The organism is Rubripirellula tenax (assembly GCF_007860125.1).
Classification (GTDB): Bacteria; Planctomycetota; Planctomycetia; order Pirellulales; family Pirellulaceae; genus Rubripirellula; species Rubripirellula tenax.
Window position 1 is genome coordinate 273,320 of record NZ_SJPW01000003.1, and the last position, 16,587, is coordinate 289,906.

16 protein-coding genes are annotated in these 16,587 nt (G+C 55.9%); 10 read left to right on the forward strand and 6 right to left on the reverse strand.

Annotated elements, in window-relative coordinates; translation table 11 throughout:
- Window position 1: 1 nt before the first annotated feature.
- Window positions 2-1,435, reverse strand: coding sequence for a DUF389 domain-containing protein (locus tag Poly51_RS11945; RefSeq protein WP_146457747.1), 1,434 nt, complete (start codon window positions 1,433-1,435; stop codon window positions 2-4).
- Window positions 1,436-1,646: 211 nt separating this feature from the next.
- Here Poly51_RS11945 and modA point away from each other — a divergent pair, with 211 nt between their 5' ends.
- From modA to Poly51_RS11960, 3 genes are read left to right on the forward strand one after another with little or no spacing between them, the layout of a single operon-like run.
- The gene (modA, locus tag Poly51_RS11950) at window positions 1,647-2,435 is read left to right on the forward strand and encodes a molybdate ABC transporter substrate-binding protein (RefSeq protein WP_186775499.1); all 789 of its coding nucleotides are present in this window, start codon (window positions 1,647-1,649) and stop codon (window positions 2,433-2,435) included.
- On the forward strand, window positions 2,432-3,241 hold the full coding sequence (locus Poly51_RS11955; protein ID WP_146457751.1) for an ABC transporter permease: 810 nt from the start codon (window positions 2,432-2,434) through the stop codon (window positions 3,239-3,241). The genes modA and Poly51_RS11955 overlap by 4 nt, the downstream gene beginning before the upstream one ends.
- Complete coding sequence (locus tag Poly51_RS11960; protein WP_146457753.1) at window positions 3,238-3,885, forward strand: ATP-binding cassette domain-containing protein; 648 nt, start codon at window positions 3,238-3,240, stop codon at window positions 3,883-3,885. Before Poly51_RS11955 ends, Poly51_RS11960 begins: the two co-directional genes overlap by 4 nt.
- Window positions 3,886-3,940: 55 nt before the next feature.
- Here the strand turns inward: Poly51_RS11960 and Poly51_RS11965 are convergent, their stop codons facing one another.
- Window positions 3,941-5,077, reverse strand: coding sequence for a hypothetical protein (locus Poly51_RS11965; RefSeq protein ID WP_146457755.1), 1,137 nt, complete (start codon window positions 5,075-5,077; stop codon window positions 3,941-3,943).
- Window positions 5,078-5,295: 218 nt separating this feature from the next.
- Between Poly51_RS11965 and Poly51_RS11970 the strand changes: the two genes are divergently transcribed.
- Both Poly51_RS11970 and Poly51_RS11975 read left to right on the forward strand, forming a co-directional pair.
- On the forward strand, window positions 5,296-5,589 hold the full coding sequence (locus Poly51_RS11970) for a hypothetical protein (RefSeq protein ID WP_146457757.1): 294 nt from the start codon (window positions 5,296-5,298) through the stop codon (window positions 5,587-5,589).
- A gap of 99 nt (window positions 5,590-5,688) precedes the next feature.
- Window positions 5,689-8,037 (forward strand): peroxiredoxin family protein, encoded by a 2,349-nt coding sequence (locus tag Poly51_RS11975; RefSeq protein WP_246114503.1) that lies wholly within the window; start codon window positions 5,689-5,691, stop codon window positions 8,035-8,037.
- 2 nt (window positions 8,038-8,039) lie between these two features.
- Here Poly51_RS11975 and Poly51_RS11980 read toward each other — a convergent pair whose 3' ends face one another.
- Entirely contained in the window at window positions 8,040-9,959 is a 1,920-nt protein-coding gene (locus Poly51_RS11980) for a DNA gyrase/topoisomerase IV subunit B (protein WP_146457761.1), read from the reverse strand.
- An 8-nt stretch (window positions 9,960-9,967) separates the two neighbouring features.
- A complete protein-coding gene (locus Poly51_RS11985; protein ID WP_146457763.1) occupies window positions 9,968-12,400 on the reverse strand; it encodes a DNA gyrase/topoisomerase IV subunit A in 2,433 nt (810 codons plus the stop codon).
- Window positions 12,401-12,413: 13 nt separating this feature from the next.
- Between Poly51_RS11985 and Poly51_RS11990 the strand changes: the two genes are divergently transcribed.
- The 4 genes from Poly51_RS11990 to Poly51_RS12005 all read left to right on the forward strand — a co-directional run bounded on the left by Poly51_RS11990 (window position 12,414) and on the right by Poly51_RS12005 (window position 14,331).
- Window positions 12,414-12,698 (forward strand): hypothetical protein, encoded by a 285-nt coding sequence (locus Poly51_RS11990; protein ID WP_146457765.1) that lies wholly within the window; start codon window positions 12,414-12,416, stop codon window positions 12,696-12,698.
- Window positions 12,699-12,772: 74 nt separating this feature from the next.
- Complete coding sequence (locus Poly51_RS31250; protein WP_246114437.1) at window positions 12,773-13,402, forward strand: hypothetical protein; 630 nt, start codon at window positions 12,773-12,775, stop codon at window positions 13,400-13,402.
- A gap of 40 nt (window positions 13,403-13,442) precedes the next feature.
- On the forward strand, window positions 13,443-13,820 hold the full coding sequence (locus Poly51_RS12000; RefSeq protein WP_146457767.1) for a hypothetical protein: 378 nt from the start codon (window positions 13,443-13,445) through the stop codon (window positions 13,818-13,820).
- A gap of 112 nt (window positions 13,821-13,932) precedes the next feature.
- Entirely contained in the window at window positions 13,933-14,331 is a 399-nt protein-coding gene (locus Poly51_RS12005; protein ID WP_146457769.1) for a hypothetical protein, read from the forward strand.
- Window positions 14,332-14,687: 356 nt separating this feature from the next.
- Here the strand turns inward: Poly51_RS12005 and Poly51_RS12010 are convergent, their stop codons facing one another.
- Both Poly51_RS12010 and Poly51_RS31770 read right to left on the reverse strand, forming a co-directional pair.
- Window positions 14,688-15,152 carry a hypothetical protein gene (locus tag Poly51_RS12010; RefSeq protein ID WP_146457772.1) on the reverse strand — a complete coding sequence of 155 codons (465 nt, stop codon included), beginning with the start codon at window positions 15,150-15,152 and terminating at the stop codon, window positions 14,688-14,690.
- A 381-nt stretch (window positions 15,153-15,533) separates the two neighbouring features.
- Entirely contained in the window at window positions 15,534-15,941 is a 408-nt protein-coding gene (locus tag Poly51_RS31770) for a DUF2946 family protein (RefSeq protein ID WP_146457774.1), read from the reverse strand.
- A gap of 319 nt (window positions 15,942-16,260) precedes the next feature.
- Between Poly51_RS31770 and Poly51_RS31005 the strand changes: the two genes are divergently transcribed.
- Window positions 16,261-16,485: a hypothetical protein gene (locus Poly51_RS31005; protein ID WP_146457776.1), complete on the forward strand. Its 225-nt coding sequence runs from the start codon at window positions 16,261-16,263 to the stop codon at window positions 16,483-16,485.
- The last annotated feature ends 102 nt before the right edge of the window (window positions 16,486-16,587 follow it).

Genomic DNA, 16,587 nt, shown 5'->3' on the forward strand with positions numbered 1-16,587 from the left:
CCTAACCGATTGACACTTCGGCGGCGGACCAGCGAAGCAGCCAAATCAGTGCCAACAGCACAATCCCCAACAAGCTGGCCAGAATTCGCAACGACCACCTCGATCGCGAATCAATCTTCGTCTCGCTTCGCATCCCGCGCGCCCACAAGATAAACGACGATCCGATCATGATCGTTAGCACGTTGACCGAGACCAAAAGCAGCGGCCCGGCGATCGGAAATCCTTTCTCTGTTGGATGCCAGTTTCCCATCGCAATCTGTAAACCGGCTGTGGAGATCGGTGGCACCAGAGCCGCCGCAATCGCAGCACCGGCCAGCGCCGATGACAAGTGGGAACGCGTACGGGCGTACGACGCAGCGAGTCCGCCGATCATTCCGACGCCAAAATCGAGTGGCGACGGTCGACATCGGGCCCACATCTCGTCTGTTGCAACCAACTCTTGAAACAGACCGACCATCCATCCCATCAGAATGCTCGAGAGTAGCGCGCCGACGAACCCAAGCACGATCGTCAGCAATGACGATTCGAACAACGGTCGATTTCCATGAGCGAGTGCCAAACCGGCGCCCATGATCGGAGTCATCAGCGGTGCAATCAACATCGCTCCGATGATGACCGCGGCCGAGTCTTGTACCAATCCGAAGGCCGCCAACATTGCGGCTGCGGAAATCAACGCAAAGAATTCCAAATTGGGTCTCGATCCGATTTCAACGTCTTGTGCCAACGCCATCCGCTGCTCGCGATCCATTGGCGGAGCGATGGTCCCGAACCACTTCCGAATTCGAGCGGCTGCATTGTCGATCAGCGTGTCGCCATCTCGCAGAATCGCGAAATGGGACGCCGAAGGTTGCGATATCTGCTTCCGCGCCCACTGATAAAGCGAATCTGAATCACTCAGCGGATCAACACCCACCAAGACTAAATCGCCGTCCACAGCCTCGTTCGCAATATCACTCGATTCATCGCCCATAAAGTTGACAGACTCGTCCGACACGATTCCCAACATCGATCGCCCGAGTCGAATCGAGTCTCTGCCGGCATCAACGTCGACTGCGAATAGGCGACCCAGCGAGTTCGAATTATCATCGGTTCCAACATGGATCCACATCACGTCGCATGTAGCGCGCTCGAACAAATTCTGCTGCCAACTGTGGTCGTTCGTTTGATAACAAATCAACAGCTTCTTGCAATTCGATTGGACAAGGACTTCTAGCACCGCGTCGACCGATTCATCGACATTACTCACCGTCACGCGATCCGACGGGGTCTCCAATCGCTCGGCTGCTGATCGCCGAAGTTGCTCGGTCAGAACTTTTCGATCAAGGCCGCGAATTACGATCTGAATGGGCAGTTCGTTTTGCCGCGCCAGTCGTTGGCACCAGGGCAACGCCAACCGAAATTCGTCCTCGCAACCGATCACCAATACAACGCTCATCCGGTCCAGCTTTCAATATCGTTTGCGAGTTCTCAACGGGTTTCCAGATCGAAGATCGCAAATGAGACCGTCGGTGCCCGTTTCGTGTGCCCGTTGCTAAGATATGTTTGAAAGCTGGATCATACGGTATTTCCAAGCTGACCTGTGACGAATCCTCACCCTACCAGGAGCACGCAACATCATGACCGGCAGATCGAAATTGATCGCTGCTATGACCGGCTCCATCCTGATCTGGGGTTGTGCGTTGGGATTGTTGTGCGGCGCCGACCGTGTTCAACGAAATGCATCATCCGTGTCGGATCAAAGACCGTTAGTGGTTTTGTGTGCCTCCAGCAACCGTGGTGTCATCGACGCGTGCTGTCGCGAATATCATCGACGATGCGGTGACGAAGTCGTTGTTCAATACGGCGCATCTCAAACGCTGCTTTCGTCGATCGAAATCACAAACGCCGGCGATCTATTTTTACCAGCCGACGACAGTTATCTGTCGCACGCCGCAGCCCAAGGCAGGATAAGCGATTCGTTCGCCCTCGCGTCGATGAACGTTGTCGCCGTCGTGCGGCGTGACAACCACAAGTCGATCGCCACGTTAGACGACCTGGATCGCCGCGACATTCGATTGTCACAAGCCAACCCCGATACTGCAGCCGTTGGTCGATTGACTCGCGACCGACTCGCGTCGATCGGCTATTGGGAAAAAATCGACCGGGCCACGGACACCTACCACACTTCGGTGACCGAAGTCGCCAACGATGTCGTGTTGGGATCGGCCGACGTGGGATTCATCTTCGATGCGATGCTGAAAAGCTACCCCGATCTGCATGCGATACAAATCGAGCAACTCGTTGACACGACGGCGGAGTTGGGGATCGGCATCCTATCATCCAGCGACCAACGGGAACGGGCAATCAAGTTCGTCGGCTTTCTGTTGAATGACGACGGTGGGCAAGCAATCTATCGCCAGTTTGGTTTTCATCCGGCCGAGGCGAACGGGACATGAAACCTCGCTCGGACGTACCGTTCTTTATCGTGATGGCAGGGTTGTCATCGTGTTTCGTTGTCCTGATCGCAATGCTGATCGCGGCCGATATTTCTTTCACGTCGTTCCATGAGTTTCGCCACGCAATATCGAAGCCCGAAATCCGAGCGTCGATTCGATTGACGTTGCTAACGTGTACGGTGTCGGCCATATCGTCCATCTGGGTCGCCACACCACTGGCTTACTTGCTAACACGGTTTCGATTTCCGGGACGAGCGATTGTCGATCTGATCGTGGATGTGCCGCTGGTCCTTCCCCCATTGGTACTCGGCCTAAGCTTGTTGATCTTATTTCATTTGCCGGTTGGTGATTGGACGCTGGAATCGTGGCTACGCGACACCACAGGCATTGCGGTGACCCACCATTGGCCGGCGATTGTGATGGCACAATTTTGTGTCGCCTGCGCATTTGCAGTTCGGATGATGCGAGGGACATTCCAACAAATGGATCGACGCGCCGAAGACGTCGCCCGTACGCTGGGATGCAATCACGGCCAAGCATTCTTTCACGTCGCGCTGCCACAGGCTGGCCCGGGAATGGTTGCCGCGACGACGATCGCCTGGGCCCGATCGCTCGGCGAGTTTGGACCGATCCTGGTCTTCGCCGGTGCAACGCGAATGAAGACGGAAGTGCTCTCCACCAGCGTCTATTTGGAACTCAGCATCGGCGAACTCGGATCGGCCGTCGCGGTGTCGTTGTTGATGGTGGGAATCGCCATCGTCGTTTTGGTCACGCTGCGTTGGATCGGCACGGGTATCGCCCGATGATCGAACTTAGGGATGTATCCATTTCGGCAGGCGAATTTCAACTTTCGCATATTGATTTGCAGATTGCGACCGGCCAGTACGCGGTGATGATGGGTCAAACGGGCGCTGGAAAGACGACGTTGGTGGAAACGATCTGTGGCTTGCGCAAAATTTCCTCAGGCTGCATCATTGTCGGGGATCGAGATGTCACGAATCTACGACCGGCCGAAAGAAATACGGGCTACGTACCGCAGGACTTGGCACTGTTTCCAACCATGACGGTCCGAGAACATCTCACCTTCGCACCTCGCATGCGCCGTCCCCGCACCGCTTTGACTACCGCCGAAGTAGAAGCCATCGCCCAACAACTGGACATCACGCACCTGCTGGATCGAAAGCCGGTAAACCTGAGCGGCGGCGAATCACAACGAGTCGCCTTGGGCCGCGCCTTATCATTTCGGCCGGAGGCGTTGTTGCTAGACGAACCGCTAAGTGCTCTGGATGAAACCACACGAAAGAGTTTGCAAACGTTGCTGCGAAACATCAATCGCGACACCGGCGTAACGGTGCTACATGTCACCCACGACAGTGCCGAAGCAACAACGCTTGCCGATCTCGTCGTCCGTTTGCACGACGGAAACTTGCACACGAAACCGACTTCATAGTGCACGACGGCGACGAGCAGACCCGCTGATCGATCGGAGTCCCGCTACCGCTGCTCTAGCGAAACACGATTCTGCTTTTCTCAAACTCATAGGGGCGTTCAATTGCGCCACTGAACCCTAACTCTCCTGTGGTCCCAGACACCGCACCGTTGTCAAAACAGAAAATAATCTTGAGCGTTCCGGGAGCCGGCATCGGATGGGTCACCTCGACTGAAAACGCCCCATCGGGCTGCAACCGAGCGGTGTAATGCTGTTGCCAATACTCACTTGGCGTTTTCGCTGAATGATCGATCACGACAACGGAGTGAGCGGTGACGTCACTGCTTAGCCGACCTCGGACAAAGACACTGTCCTTCGCTTGATCGTATTCGCATTCCAAATTCTCAACGACGATCATCGGCCGTCGTTGACGTTGCTCGGTAGACCCGCTGAACAGCGGATGTCTCCACAACATCGCGGCGGAAGCTTGGCTGAGGTACGTACGCGGTTCTGGTCGCCCAACAATTCGCTTCCACTCGAATTGGTTCGGCCCCATCAACGTGTTACCGGCGGCGTCCTGCTTGCGTGGCCCCATGTGCGGCAGACCGAGAGCGTGGCCGAGTTCGTGAATGATACCTTTGAGCGTATAGGTTTCGTGAAATCCCTCCATCATTGGCTTGGCCAAGTCAATTTTGCCGGGCATGGTTGAATAGCGCGCGACGCTGCTGCCACCACCGGCCGCGTCGCCCGAACCGCGGTAGTCGGTGTACTCACGATCCGGCCCCAGGTAAACGTGAATCCACCAAACATGCAGGTGCCTTGGAATCGAGTATTGAGGAATGGCCGTTTGAAATACTTCGTTAACCAAACTCGGGCGATCATAGATTCCGCTTGCCGCGTTCTGCTTTCCACGGAGCACCAATACTCTCGCGTCGCCATCATCGTCGTGAGTGAAAAGACTCTTTCGATTCGGTGGATAGCCCTGTCGTGCCATCCAGTTCTGAAAGAACTTGTCCGTGTAGTTAGCGATCTGCGTCAAGCGTTCTCGATACCCCGGTGGCGGTTCCACGTCGGCCGGTGTCAATAGCACCAACTGGATCTGAGGCAGATCAACGGGAACATCATCCGCCGCTGCGTCGGCAACACCAAACAACAGCAAAGCCGCCAGAAACCGAACCAGCAAGGGTGAACCATTCTGCGGTGGTGGATTCATGGACGACCGAACTTTCTGGTACAGGAATAAGGGGAGCGAGGGGCGGCCCACATTCTATTTCATCGGCTGTCCCTGCATTTGTTGCGTGCCTTTGCGAACTTGTCGCCACCCACCCGCGGCAGGAGCGTCCAAGCCCGATCGACGCTTTGACCAGACGTGTCAAAACGGTTCGTCATTGTTGTCGCAGCTTTCCTTTCCCCCGAAAATGCGAGTACACGATGTACCAGTTTGACGAAGAGAGTTGGGACGAGTGCCCTGAAGACGATGCCGCTTGTTTCGATCAACGGCCTTGGAAATCCGTCGATGGCGGGTTTCTGATCCAGCGACTCGACCGAGGCAAGGACGAACAGTTCTGTGCGACGGGGCCATTTTTTCTGCAAATCGGTACCGGACAATGGTGCGACGCCCGGTTTGCGACCGTCTTTCCCAAGCGATCGACGGCGGAATTCTATGCTTGGGAGTTCGGACGTATCGTCGGGCGTGACGCTTGCGTGATCCACCGCCGGTTTTGATCCCGGCGCGGGATCGCTGAACAGAATCCGGGTTCGAGACTACAATCGGAATCATTGGCCGGCGGTCTACGGACCGCACGCCGGTTTCCCACCTTGAACGTGCCCGCCTTGGTTCCACCGATGCCGATTCGATACCTGTTCGTCCTGTTTCTGACGTTCCTTTGCTTTGTCCATTTACAAACCTCGGTCGCCGCCGAAGGCCACGTTTCTGTCGATCCGTCGTCGCCCAACCACGAAGACAAAGACGAAGTCGATCCAGGCCACAGTTTCCACGGCGACGCGTTCAACGAAGGCCCCCGGCAAGCCGCAACGATCATCGCCGGCATCCCCAAAATTCAGTTTTCGACATCTACCCCGTCAGGCACGGCACAATCGTTCTTCGAACAAGGCGTCGGCCAACTGCACGGGTTTTGGTACCTAGAAGCGGAACGTTCTTTTCGCCAAGCCGTCGCCGAAGATCCAACGATGGCAATCGCTTACTGGGGCATGGCAATGGCAAACGTCAACAATCCATCGCGTGCCCGCGGCATGATTGACGAAGCAGTGAAGCTTCGCGGTAAGAAAACGACGCGGCGTGAAAAAATGTATATCGAAGCCCTCGACCGATGGATCGAACCGAACGCCAACGAGGGCGAGACGCTTTCCAAAGACGCGAAAAAGGATGCCAAGCGTAAACGCACCGAGCGATACTTGGCCGACTTGGAAGACATCCTGCACGAGCATCCCGACGACATCGAAGCGAAAGCCTTTTTGGTTTTGGCCCTTTGGTTGGGCGATCGAGACGGCGTCAAACTGCACAGCCGATACGCCGTCGAAGCTTTGCTGGAGCAGATCTTTGAAGTCGATCCGATGCATCCCGCGCATCACTACCGCATCCATTTGTGGGACTCAAAACGCCCACAGAACGCATTGGTTTCGGCGGCCAAGTGCGGGTCGTCCGGCCCCGGCATCGCCCATATGTGGCACATGCCCGGACACATCTATTCCAAGTTGAAACGGTACAACGATGCGGCTTGGCAACAAGAAGCTTCGGCACGAGTCGATCATGCTCACATGATTGATAAGCGTTTGATGCCCGATCAAATCCATAACTTTGCTCACAACAACGAGTGGCTGGTTCGGAATCTCCTGTTCGTGGGCCGAGTCAACGATGCCTTGGACCTGTCTCGCAACTTGATTTCGCTACCGAGACACCCTAAGTACAACACGCTCGAGAAAGGTGGCAGTCATAAGTTCGGCCGACAACGATTGATCCAGACGCTGACCCAATATGGTTTGTGGGACGAGCTGTTGCGGGAAGCAGGCGGCGACTTTTTGACACCGGGCGATGACGCTGCGGCTCAGGAGGAATGGATGAGCTGGTTGGCGGTCGCTCACTTCAAAGCCCGACTCGGAAAGCCAGCCGAGGGTGCTCGGACGCTACGATCGTTACAGCGACGGCGACTCGCCCTTCAAGGGCAACTGATCGACTTGGCGGAACCCGAACCGGCATTGGACAAGGACGCGAGCGACACCGAAACAAAGTCGCCGCCTTCGCGAGACAAAATCCGGAAGCACATCGACGAACTGCGCAAGCTGATTGCCCGTGTCTCGGCTGCCGCAGCGAGTCGGCGCAAGGACGTGGATGCGTTCAAGAAACACGCGAAAGTTGCAAAGCTGGATCCGGTCATGGAGTCCCAGTGGCTTGCGCGAGCGGGAAATCTGGACGAAGCGATCGGTCGAACTCGCAAAGCCGTCAAAGATCATCCGGGCGAAGTGCGTCCCTTGGCGGCGCTGGTCGATCTGTTGTGGGAAAAGGGCAATCGCGAGGACGCGAAGAAGTCGTTTACCAACCTTCGAAGCGTTGCCGCCGTTGCGGACATCGACACACCGATGCTGGCCCGGCTTCGTCCGGTCGCTCGAGCAGCGGACGTTCAGGGAGACTGGCGGATCGTCGGTGAACCGGCCAAGGATTTGGGCGAGCGACCGCCACTGGATCAGTTGGGTCCGTTCCGCTGGCAACCCTATCGCGCCGAACCGTGGGGAGCCAAAGCGAGCGACGGGACCTTGGTCGCGGGCGATGAGTACGACGGCAAACCTCGCATCATCGTGTTCTATCTCGGTTTCGGATGCTTGCACTGCATGGAACAACTGCACGCAATGACGCCGAAAATGAAAGAATTCGAAGACATGGGAATCGAAGTCGTCGCGATCAGCACCGAATCGGTCGACGAACTGAAAACGGGACTCGAAAACTTCGAGAAAGAAATCCCGTTCCCACTGCTATCAGACGAAAAGCAACATGTTTTTCGGTCGTTCGGCTGCTACGACGATTTCGAGAAGCAACCACTGCACGGCACGTTCTTGATTGATCCGGCCGGCAACGTACGCTGGCAAGACATCGGTTATGAACCGTTCATGGATATCGAATTTTTGATCAACGAATCCAAACGTTTGCTGGAACGATAACGCTACACGTCGATCGCTTCGGCGTCTTCGGCGCGTTCCATGATGAAACGGAAACGAGCGGATGCGTCGCGTCCCATCAGATCGCTGATCACGCGGTCCGTTTCCAAGTGGTCATCGATTTCGACCTTGACCATTCGCCGAGTCTTTGGATTGAGCGTCGTTTCCCACAACGTCTTGGGCATCATCTCGCCGAGACCTTTGAATCGTGTGATTTCGGGCTTCGATCGGCCGCCGTGGTCGGCAATGATCCGTTCGCGGTCGGGTTCGTCGGCCGCCCAATAGGTTTCTTTGCCGATGTCGATTCGGTACAGCGGCGGGACGGCGATGTATAAACGACCGGCCGCGATCAACGACGGCATGTGGCGATAAAAGAAAGTCAACAGCAACGTCGTGATGTGGTGTCCGTCGCTATCGGCATCGGCCAACAGGACGACTCGATCGTATCGCAACTGCGACAAATCCATGTTGGGACCGATGCCACACCCAAGTGCGGCAACAAGGTCTTGAATTTCTTTGTTTTCAAGAATTTTCTTCAGCGTCGCGCTCTCGGTATTGAGCACTTTCCCGCGCAGAGGCAGGATCGCTTGATGGTTCCGATCACGGCCTTGTTTGGCGCTGCCACCGGCCGAGTCACCTTCGACGATGAATAGCTCTGAATCGCCTTTACCGCCCGAGACACAGTCCGACAACTTGCCCGGCAACATCGTTCGCTTGCTGCCGCCTTTGCGAGAGATCGCATTGGATGCCGCTCGCGATGCTTCACGGGCTCGTGCCGCGGCGATGATCCGTGCGATCACCGAATCGGCGACGCTGCGGTTGTTGTTCATCCACTGTTCCATCGCGGGACGAACCGTGTTTTCGACGGTTGTTTGCGTTTCGGGGTTGTTCAGTTTGTCTTTCGTTTGCCCTTGAAATTGGGGTTCCGAAATGAACACCGACAAGATGCCGACCATGCCTTCGCGAATGTCCTCGGTTGCGATTTTGACACCGCGCGGCGTCAACGAATGCGTGTCGATGTAGTTGCGAACGGCTTTATTGAGTCCGCTTCGAAAGCCGTTTTCGTGCGTCCCGCCGCTTCCGGTGGGAATCCCGTTGACATAGCTGCGCAGGTGTTCGTCCGTCGACTCGGTCCACTGCACGGCGACTTCGACGCGTGCTTCGGAATCGTCTTTGCGAAGGGTGAAGGGCAGTTCGTGGATCGGTCGGGCGTTTCGTTCCTTCAACACTTTGCCCAAATAGTCAACGATGCCGTTTTCGTGATGGAACGTGTTTTTGGTCTTGGCGGACTCGTCCACGTAAGTGACTTTCACGCCACGGTGCAGAAAGCTTGCCGTTTCCAATCGCAATCGTATTAGAGCGGTGTCGAAATCGGTTTTCGGGAAGATCGTCGGGTCGGGTGTGAACGTGATGGTGGTGCCGGTACCACGAACGGCACCCTTGAGTTTTTGTAGTTTGCTTGTCGGTTGACCTTTGGCAAACGCCATCCGGTACTGAGCACCGTCGCGTTTGATGACCGCGACCAACTCTTTGGATAGCGCATTGACCACCGACGCACCGACGCCGTGCAAACCGCCGGCCGTTTTGTAGTTGCCTTCGTCGAACTTTCCGCCCGCGTGCAGGACCGTCAGCACGGTTTCGAGCGCCGATTTTTTTGTCTTGGTGTTTCGGTCGACCGGAATGCCGCGACCATTGTCCGAGACCGTGACGGTCCGTCCGTCATTGTGAAGCGTCACGGTGATCTCGGTCGCATGACCGTTCATCGCTTCGTCGACGCTGTTGTCGACGACTTCCCAAATCAAGTGATGCAGCCCCTGCATCCCGACGCCCCCGATGTACATACCCGGGCGTTTGCGAACGGGCTCGAGTCCTTCGAGGACGGTGATATCGTCGGCGTCGTATCGTTTCGCTGCGGTAGTGGACATGGCCAGACCTATTCTTCTTCTAGGATGGGTGGTGCGCCGGGCGGCAGCGACAGGATCAGGTCGATCTTTCCGTTCTTCTGGATTTCGTTTCCTCGACCGCCTCGTGACGTGATTCGGTACTTGGCCGTCGAGATGGTTTTCTTTGCGCCACGGTTGGTAACGACGGTCATCAGATCGCGATCACCCGTGGACGCCTTGAACCCCAGCAGTTGGTCATCGGCCGCCAAGCGGATCAGCGTGACCCCTTTTCCGGGCCCCGACAGATAGTTGATTTCTTCGGCCGGGCAAACCATCGCGCGACATTCACGCGACACCGCCAAGATCGTTTCGCTGCCGTGGATCGCGGCGACGTCGATCACTTTGGCGGCGCCGGCAACGCGGGCATAGCGGCGTCCGCTGCGGGTGGAAGGTTCGGCAAACGATTGCAGTCCGAACCGCAACGCAAATCCGTTCGATGTTGCCGCCAAGGCGTGAGTCACGGGGCACAAGTCGGGCTTCTTGGGATCTTCGGAAATGTCACCGATCACACGAGGATCGAACGACATTGTGGCAACGATTTTTTCGCCGTCCTTCAACTTGAACAATTTTTGGATCGGTTCGCCAAACCCGGTCGATGCGGGAATGTCAATCATTCGTGCCGTGTAGCAAACGCCCAACGATGAAAAGAACCCGATCGTTTCTCGCGTGCTGCCGGCGACACATCCCAACACCGTGTCGCCTTGTCGAAGCCGACTTTTGGACGGGTCGGCGATTTGTTTTTGACGCTTCACCCAGCCATCGGTCGTGACCAGAATGTGACATTCTTCGGCGACGATGAAGTCTTCGGCGGTGTATTCTTCTTCTTCGACCGTGTCGATCGTTGATCGACGTTTGCCGGCTTCCGATTTCCCGAAGTCTTCGATCAGTTTTTCGATCTCACCACGAACGATTTGCCAACGCCCCGATGCATTTGTGTCGGCAGTATCTTCGGCCAGCAGCTTGCGAATTTCGCTTGCCCGTTTGTTCTTGTTCTTCAGCTCGTCCAAGATCATATTGATCTCTAGACGGGCCAAACGGTACAGCCGCAATTCCAAGATCGCGTCGGTTTGTTCTTCGTCCAGTCCGCCGCCTTTGGCATCGGCGGGGAAGCGTTTCATGATTTTGGCTGCCGCGTCGGCCTTTCCGTCGCTTTTGCGAATGATGCGAATGATCTCATCAAGCGCATCGAAAATCAACGCAAAGCCGTTCAGGATATGAATGCGGCGTTCCAGCGCTCGCAGTTCATTTTCCAATCGCTTGGTGACGACGTCCAATCGGAAGTGCAAGAAGTGCCAGAGGATCTCTTTCAAACTCAAACGGTTGGGCGCGCCGACTTCGGGATTTTCCGTCGGCACCAAACACGTCAAGTTGACGTTGAAATTGTTCTGCAGTTGCGTGTGCTTGTACAGATAGGCGAGTACTTTGTTTTCGTCGGCGTCTTTTCTTAGCACCAAGTCGACGCGAATGTCTTCGGTCGAAAGGTCACGAACTTCCGTTACCAACGGCAGCTTTCCGCTGTAGATGATTTCGGCGATCCGTTCGACCATCAACGCTTTGTTGACGCCAAACGGGATGGAATCGATTTGCAGGACTCGATTGCCGTCGATCTTGACCAACTTGACGGTGCCGCGCAGTTTGACCGTGCCCGTGCCGGTCGCGTAGATCTCGCGAAGTTCGTCTTTGGTGTTTGTGATTTGGCCGCCGGTGGGAAAGTCCGGACCCTGGACCGCATCATTGGCGACCAATTGATAGTCTTTGACTTCCGGATCTCGCAACAACTTCAACAGCGCGTTGCAGACCTCGCGCAAGTTGTGCGGCGGGATGTTCGTCGCCATACCGACGGCGATCCCGGTGGAACCGTTGACCAGCAGGTTGGGCATCCGACTGGGTAAGACGACCGGTTCTTCGCGGCTGCCGTCGTAGTTGGGTTTGAATGCGACCGTGCGGGTTGCCAAGTCGGCCAGCACTTCGGCGGCGATCGGTGACATCCGGCATTCGGTGTATCGCATCGCGGCGGCGTTGTCACCGTCGACGCTGCCGAAGTTGCCGCTGCCGTCGACCAGGGGCATTCGCAAACTGAACGACTGGGCCATCCGGACCATCGCTTCATAGATCGAACTGTCACCGTGCGGGTGAAAGCGACCCATGACGTCACCGACGACCTTGGCACATTTGACGTGCTTGCTGGTCGCGGACAGATTCTGGCCGTCCATCGTGTACAGAATCCGTCGCTGGACGGGTTTCAGCCCGTCCCGCACGTCCGGCAACGCACGGCTGGTGATGACCGACAACGAATAGTTGAGATACTTCTCCTGGGCCGCTTGGCGCAGGGGTACACCGACCAAATTCTCGCCGACGGCGTCGAAGAGTGAATCGTTGGACTTTTTGGAGCCTTTTGAATTTCGCGAACGACGCTTTGCCACGCCAAACTCTTCCTTGTCTGTGAATGAAACGGGTTTTCGCGAGACGGCGGTGGGCCAACTCGGGGGCGTGGCCGACGCGATCAAACGCGTTTGCTTCGTGCCTGCGCCTCGCACGAGAGAAGTTAGGCAGTTTGTGCCGATCACGCCAGACGAGTCGATTGAGACCGCATTGGGGGTTCTCGCACACTCGCCGATTGTGCTGGTGGAGCCCGGTGGCGAAGCCGGACGTCATCCCGACGGGGACGAACAGCCGAAACCAATAAAGCCTAGGGTCGCCCGACCGTGGGCCGACATCTGAAAACAAGTCCAGCCCAACCGCGCCGCCCCGAATGGGATCCGGCCCGGAATGAGGTTCACGGAGGAACCCCAGCCATGAAGTACCAATCTTTCCCTAACGTGGTTCCCGCTTTGGCGGTTGCGCTGAGCACCCTTTGTGGCGTCTCGGTTGGAACCACCGCGTTGCACGCTCAAGAACACATCCTTGGCGAACAGATCCTGGGCAGCCCGATCGAAGGCACGCCAATTCTGGGGTCGCCCGTCGACAGCGGCTATATCGGTGGCGACGTCTACTCGGGCAATTCGTACCCGACTGAGTCGTATCCCGCGGAATCTTACTCCGGCGACTCTTACCCGACCGAAACGGTCGACGGCGGCACCGTGTACGAAGATGGTTCATTCGTCGGCGACATGTCGGCCGGAGTCATCGGCCGCGCCTATGGCCAGCCCGACCTGTTCTACAACTACTACACCCAGGGCAACGCCAGCGCGGCGAACGCTCAAATGTACTTGTCGCCATTACCGGTGCCACCGAACGTCGGGCACACGCACTTTACCTATCAGCCTTTCTATCCCGAAGAAATGCTATATTGGCACAAGAACAAGTTCCATAACTACTATGACAACGGCCGAGGCATGAACCGCACCCGTGCGACTTATTTCAGCCCGCCGGTTCGTCAAACGGCCAGTAATATCTATTGGAATTTCTTGCGAATCCCTCGCTAAGACAAACCATTCCCCCCCTTAGCCCTCGAGAACTGAAACTATGATCAACCGAATCATTCTTGCCGCCGGCTTGGTTGCCTCGGCGATCGTCGTGGACGGCTCGACCGCCAGCGCCAGCGATCCATTAGCAGTAGCCCAAGTTTGGAACTACAACTACTCGATGAATCGCCCCTGGCACGGCAACTACTACAACCAGAACTACGGGCAACCGTTGGCATTGGTTGTTCCTCCGACGGCCCACATGCGTCAAACGTATTCGTGGGGCGTTAGCCAGAACAAAACGTATCCGATCTACCACCAATTCGGTCGCAGCGCGAACTCGCCGGGTGCTGCCAGCCAAGGACAGTTCATGGGAACGCCGAACTGGCCAAGCCACACCGACCAGTTCGGTACGTACTACGTCCGAGGCCCTTGGTAAGAATCGCCAGCGACGCTCCAAGTAGCTCGAATGCAAGCCGAGCCATCTTTCCAACGAAGGATGGCTCGGCTTTTTTCGTTTGCGAAGTCGAAGTGTCGGCAATGAACCCTGATTGCTGACCGCACTCTTTGCCTGTCCCTTTTCACTTTTTCACTCTCTTTCGGATGATGAGTTTCTGGACATCATGTCGGTGGTGGTCAGTGCATCGGTGACACCTGAGTTGTTGGTTGTGATTGCCGAATCGCTGGTCGATCGCCGACATCAGAAAGCGATGTACGACCTGTTGGCAACGAAGTGTGAAGACCCTGTTGCGATAGGTGTCAGGCTGCTTGAATCGACCAACCCAGTGGTGTTGCAGGTTGCCTGCCAAATTCTCGGGGCCAAGGGCACCGAAGAACACATTGACACTTTGGGTGCCCTAAATGCCAAAGCCAAGAAAGCGAAGGTGCCCGTGATTGTGGCTGCATCCAAAGAGGCAGCTCAGATGATCCGCGCCCGCACCCGGAAATAGACACGTGCAAAAGTCGAACGCCTGCACTGTTCTCTAAAGCAAGTTTCTCCAATGAACGGCAAGCGACCTCATGCAATGTACTCTTTTGGTATCAGCGTCGGCGTTTCTTCCAGATAGAGAGACAGAGAAAAGCACACGGGACGCGGATCTAAATCACTTAGATTCACAGGTATACGCCGATAGCGAGTTGAACGCTATGCGCTGGCCGAACTCCTTACCCGTCCCTTTTTACACTTATTCTCTCGGGCTTGTGTCGGCCCTTTTTCTTTTCACGTATCAACGCACGAAACGACGACCACGACACGCACGGCCACGATGACCGTACGCGTCGAAATCTTCGCTGGGCAAATGCCGTTCTACTTCTTTTCTTTCATCGCTTCGAACAACTTCATCAGCATCGAGTGCAATTCCTCGTGCCCCGCTTTGACCTTGTCGTGCTTGGCCGCCATTTTCTTGTGCTTCGAATTGAAGTCATCGTGTTCCTTTTTCAATTCGTCATGGTCGTGAGCATGGCCGTGTTCTTCGTGAGTCGCGATCTCGTTCGAGTGATGCATGGCATGATCGTCGTGGGCACGAATTTCTTCGTCGTGCTCGATCAGTTCCGCTTCGTGCTCATAAATTCGAGCTTGCAGCTTGGCCATGATCGAAAGTGCTCGCATGTGGTCGGCTCGCCACTTGGCGTGTTCGGCCGCCCATTCGTCGTGCTGGCGGTGCGCCGCTTCGTGTTCGGTCTTCATACCCGCATGATCATCCGCCATGGCGAACTGAGATCCAGCGAATGAAACGAACACAAATCCAATGGCAATGGCATACTTCAACATTTCAACAATCCTAGTTAAGGGAAAAAACAAACGTCTGTATCGCAGTCTTCAAGTCTCGGCTTTCGCGCGACAAACCCAAGGTTGACAATGCAACCGCTGGGATTTGCGGGAACGGCGGCATCGTCACGGTGACCGCAAGGAATCACGATCGGCGGGCGCTCCAACGGGTGATTTCGATATCTAGTTCCAAAGGAGCACAACTGATCAGGTTTGGTCGGACCGTTGACCGGTCGCACCCCGCGCGGGACGTTATCGGTCATCGTCCAGATGGAAAGAAAGCGAACGTACGCGTGGCGCCCGCTCAATCCAACGTTGTCAGGGGATGCTTCAGAAAGATCCATGAGGAACTGAGGCAACAACCACAAATCGCCCGAGAATCCGCTAGGCAAAGACCGGCGGCCCGCGAGAATCCGCCGTTAAAAGAAAAGCCGACGTCAGAACCGATTGGGCGGGCAAGCGTACTGGCTTCGACGAGTTGCCTTCCACACGCGGAATCTGAATCGGCCAGGCAAGCCCACATGGGCTTGCCAACGACTGACATATCGGACAGTTATCCGAATCGTGTTCGTCGGACGAATCGCCCGAAGGAAACCCTTTTTGAACCAATGACGCCGACTCTTCACCGCCGTGGACGTGATGGCAACAAGAGAAGTCGGGAGACTCGGTTAAAGCATGATCCGCGTGTGAATGCTCATCGCAAGTTGCCACGTGCATCCACACAGGTGCCTGACCGAAGACAATAGCACAGCACAACATGCCTGATAGAATGGGTCGAACTAGCGAAGTCATCGTGGACGTTCGAATTTGAAGACATTGAGTGGCAAAATGGTCCGACCAAGGATCATCAATCGTACGATGGCGGTCCAAAGTCGGTTCGTCAAGTCGATCAACAGTATTTCAGATCAGGAGACGGGGACATCCGCACCACGACGGCTTAGTAGAAACAGAGCGGGTGTGGCTTCAAGTCCGAAGGACTCGATTGACAGGCGATAGCGCGGATAGTCGGCAGCAACGTCAATGTTGACAAGTACTGTTTAGGGGACAGCGTAAAAACATTCATCACTCGAATACAGATCACGACGGGATCTTGGGTTGGTGCATCTTCACGATGCTTCCGCCCATCGACGCAGTGATGAAAAACGAAGCGTCTCATGCGTCCGGCAAAGCCGGACACTTCATAAGTGCTAGTTATTGCCTGTCGCTTTTCTTCTTTGCATTCTCTTTTTCTCTTCCCGCTGGGTCGTCGTCGCTGCTTCATCGCGGATCCGCGGGCGATGCGATTAACCCGGCGGTGCCTGGAGGGAAACTTGCCCCCGAGTTGGCGAACGATTAACCTCATCAGAATGGTCTACGAGTCGGCCGATATGGTCGAAATTGAAGAGCGGCGAAAGTCCCTTTTGCGCCTCTGGAAGACCGTCTTCCAGTGATTCAACTA

Excerpts from the sequence above, each read along its gene's own strand:
- Poly51_RS31770 (WP_146457774.1), bottom strand. The coding sequence starts at position 15,941 with ATGACTTCGCTAGTTCGACCCATTCTATCAGGCATGTTGTGCTGTGCT.
- Poly51_RS11970 (WP_146457757.1), top strand. The coding sequence starts at position 5,296 with ATGTACCAGTTTGACGAAGAGAGTTGGGACGAGTGCCCTGAAGACGAT.
- Poly51_RS11955 (WP_146457751.1), top strand. The coding sequence starts at position 2,432 with ATGAAACCTCGCTCGGACGTACCGTTCTTTATCGTGATGGCAGGGTTG.
- Poly51_RS11980 (WP_146457761.1), bottom strand. The coding sequence starts at position 9,959 with ATGTCCACTACCGCAGCGAAACGATACGACGCCGACGATATCACCGTC.
- Poly51_RS12000 (WP_146457767.1), top strand. The coding sequence starts at position 13,443 with ATGATCAACCGAATCATTCTTGCCGCCGGCTTGGTTGCCTCGGCGATC.
- Poly51_RS11945 (WP_146457747.1), bottom strand. The coding sequence starts at position 1,435 with ATGAGCGTTGTATTGGTGATCGGTTGCGAGGACGAATTTCGGTTGGCG.
- Poly51_RS11960 (WP_146457753.1), top strand. The coding sequence starts at position 3,238 with ATGATCGAACTTAGGGATGTATCCATTTCGGCAGGCGAATTTCAACTT.
- Poly51_RS31250 (WP_246114437.1), top strand. The coding sequence starts at position 12,773 with ATGAAGTACCAATCTTTCCCTAACGTGGTTCCCGCTTTGGCGGTTGCG.
- modA (WP_186775499.1), top strand. The coding sequence starts at position 1,647 with ATGACCGGCTCCATCCTGATCTGGGGTTGTGCGTTGGGATTGTTGTGC.
- Poly51_RS31005 (WP_146457776.1), top strand. The coding sequence starts at position 16,261 with ATGCTTCCGCCCATCGACGCAGTGATGAAAAACGAAGCGTCTCATGCG.
- Poly51_RS12010 (WP_146457772.1), bottom strand. The coding sequence starts at position 15,152 with ATGTTGAAGTATGCCATTGCCATTGGATTTGTGTTCGTTTCATTCGCT.
- Poly51_RS11965 (WP_146457755.1), bottom strand. The coding sequence starts at position 5,077 with ATGAATCCACCACCGCAGAATGGTTCACCCTTGCTGGTTCGGTTTCTG.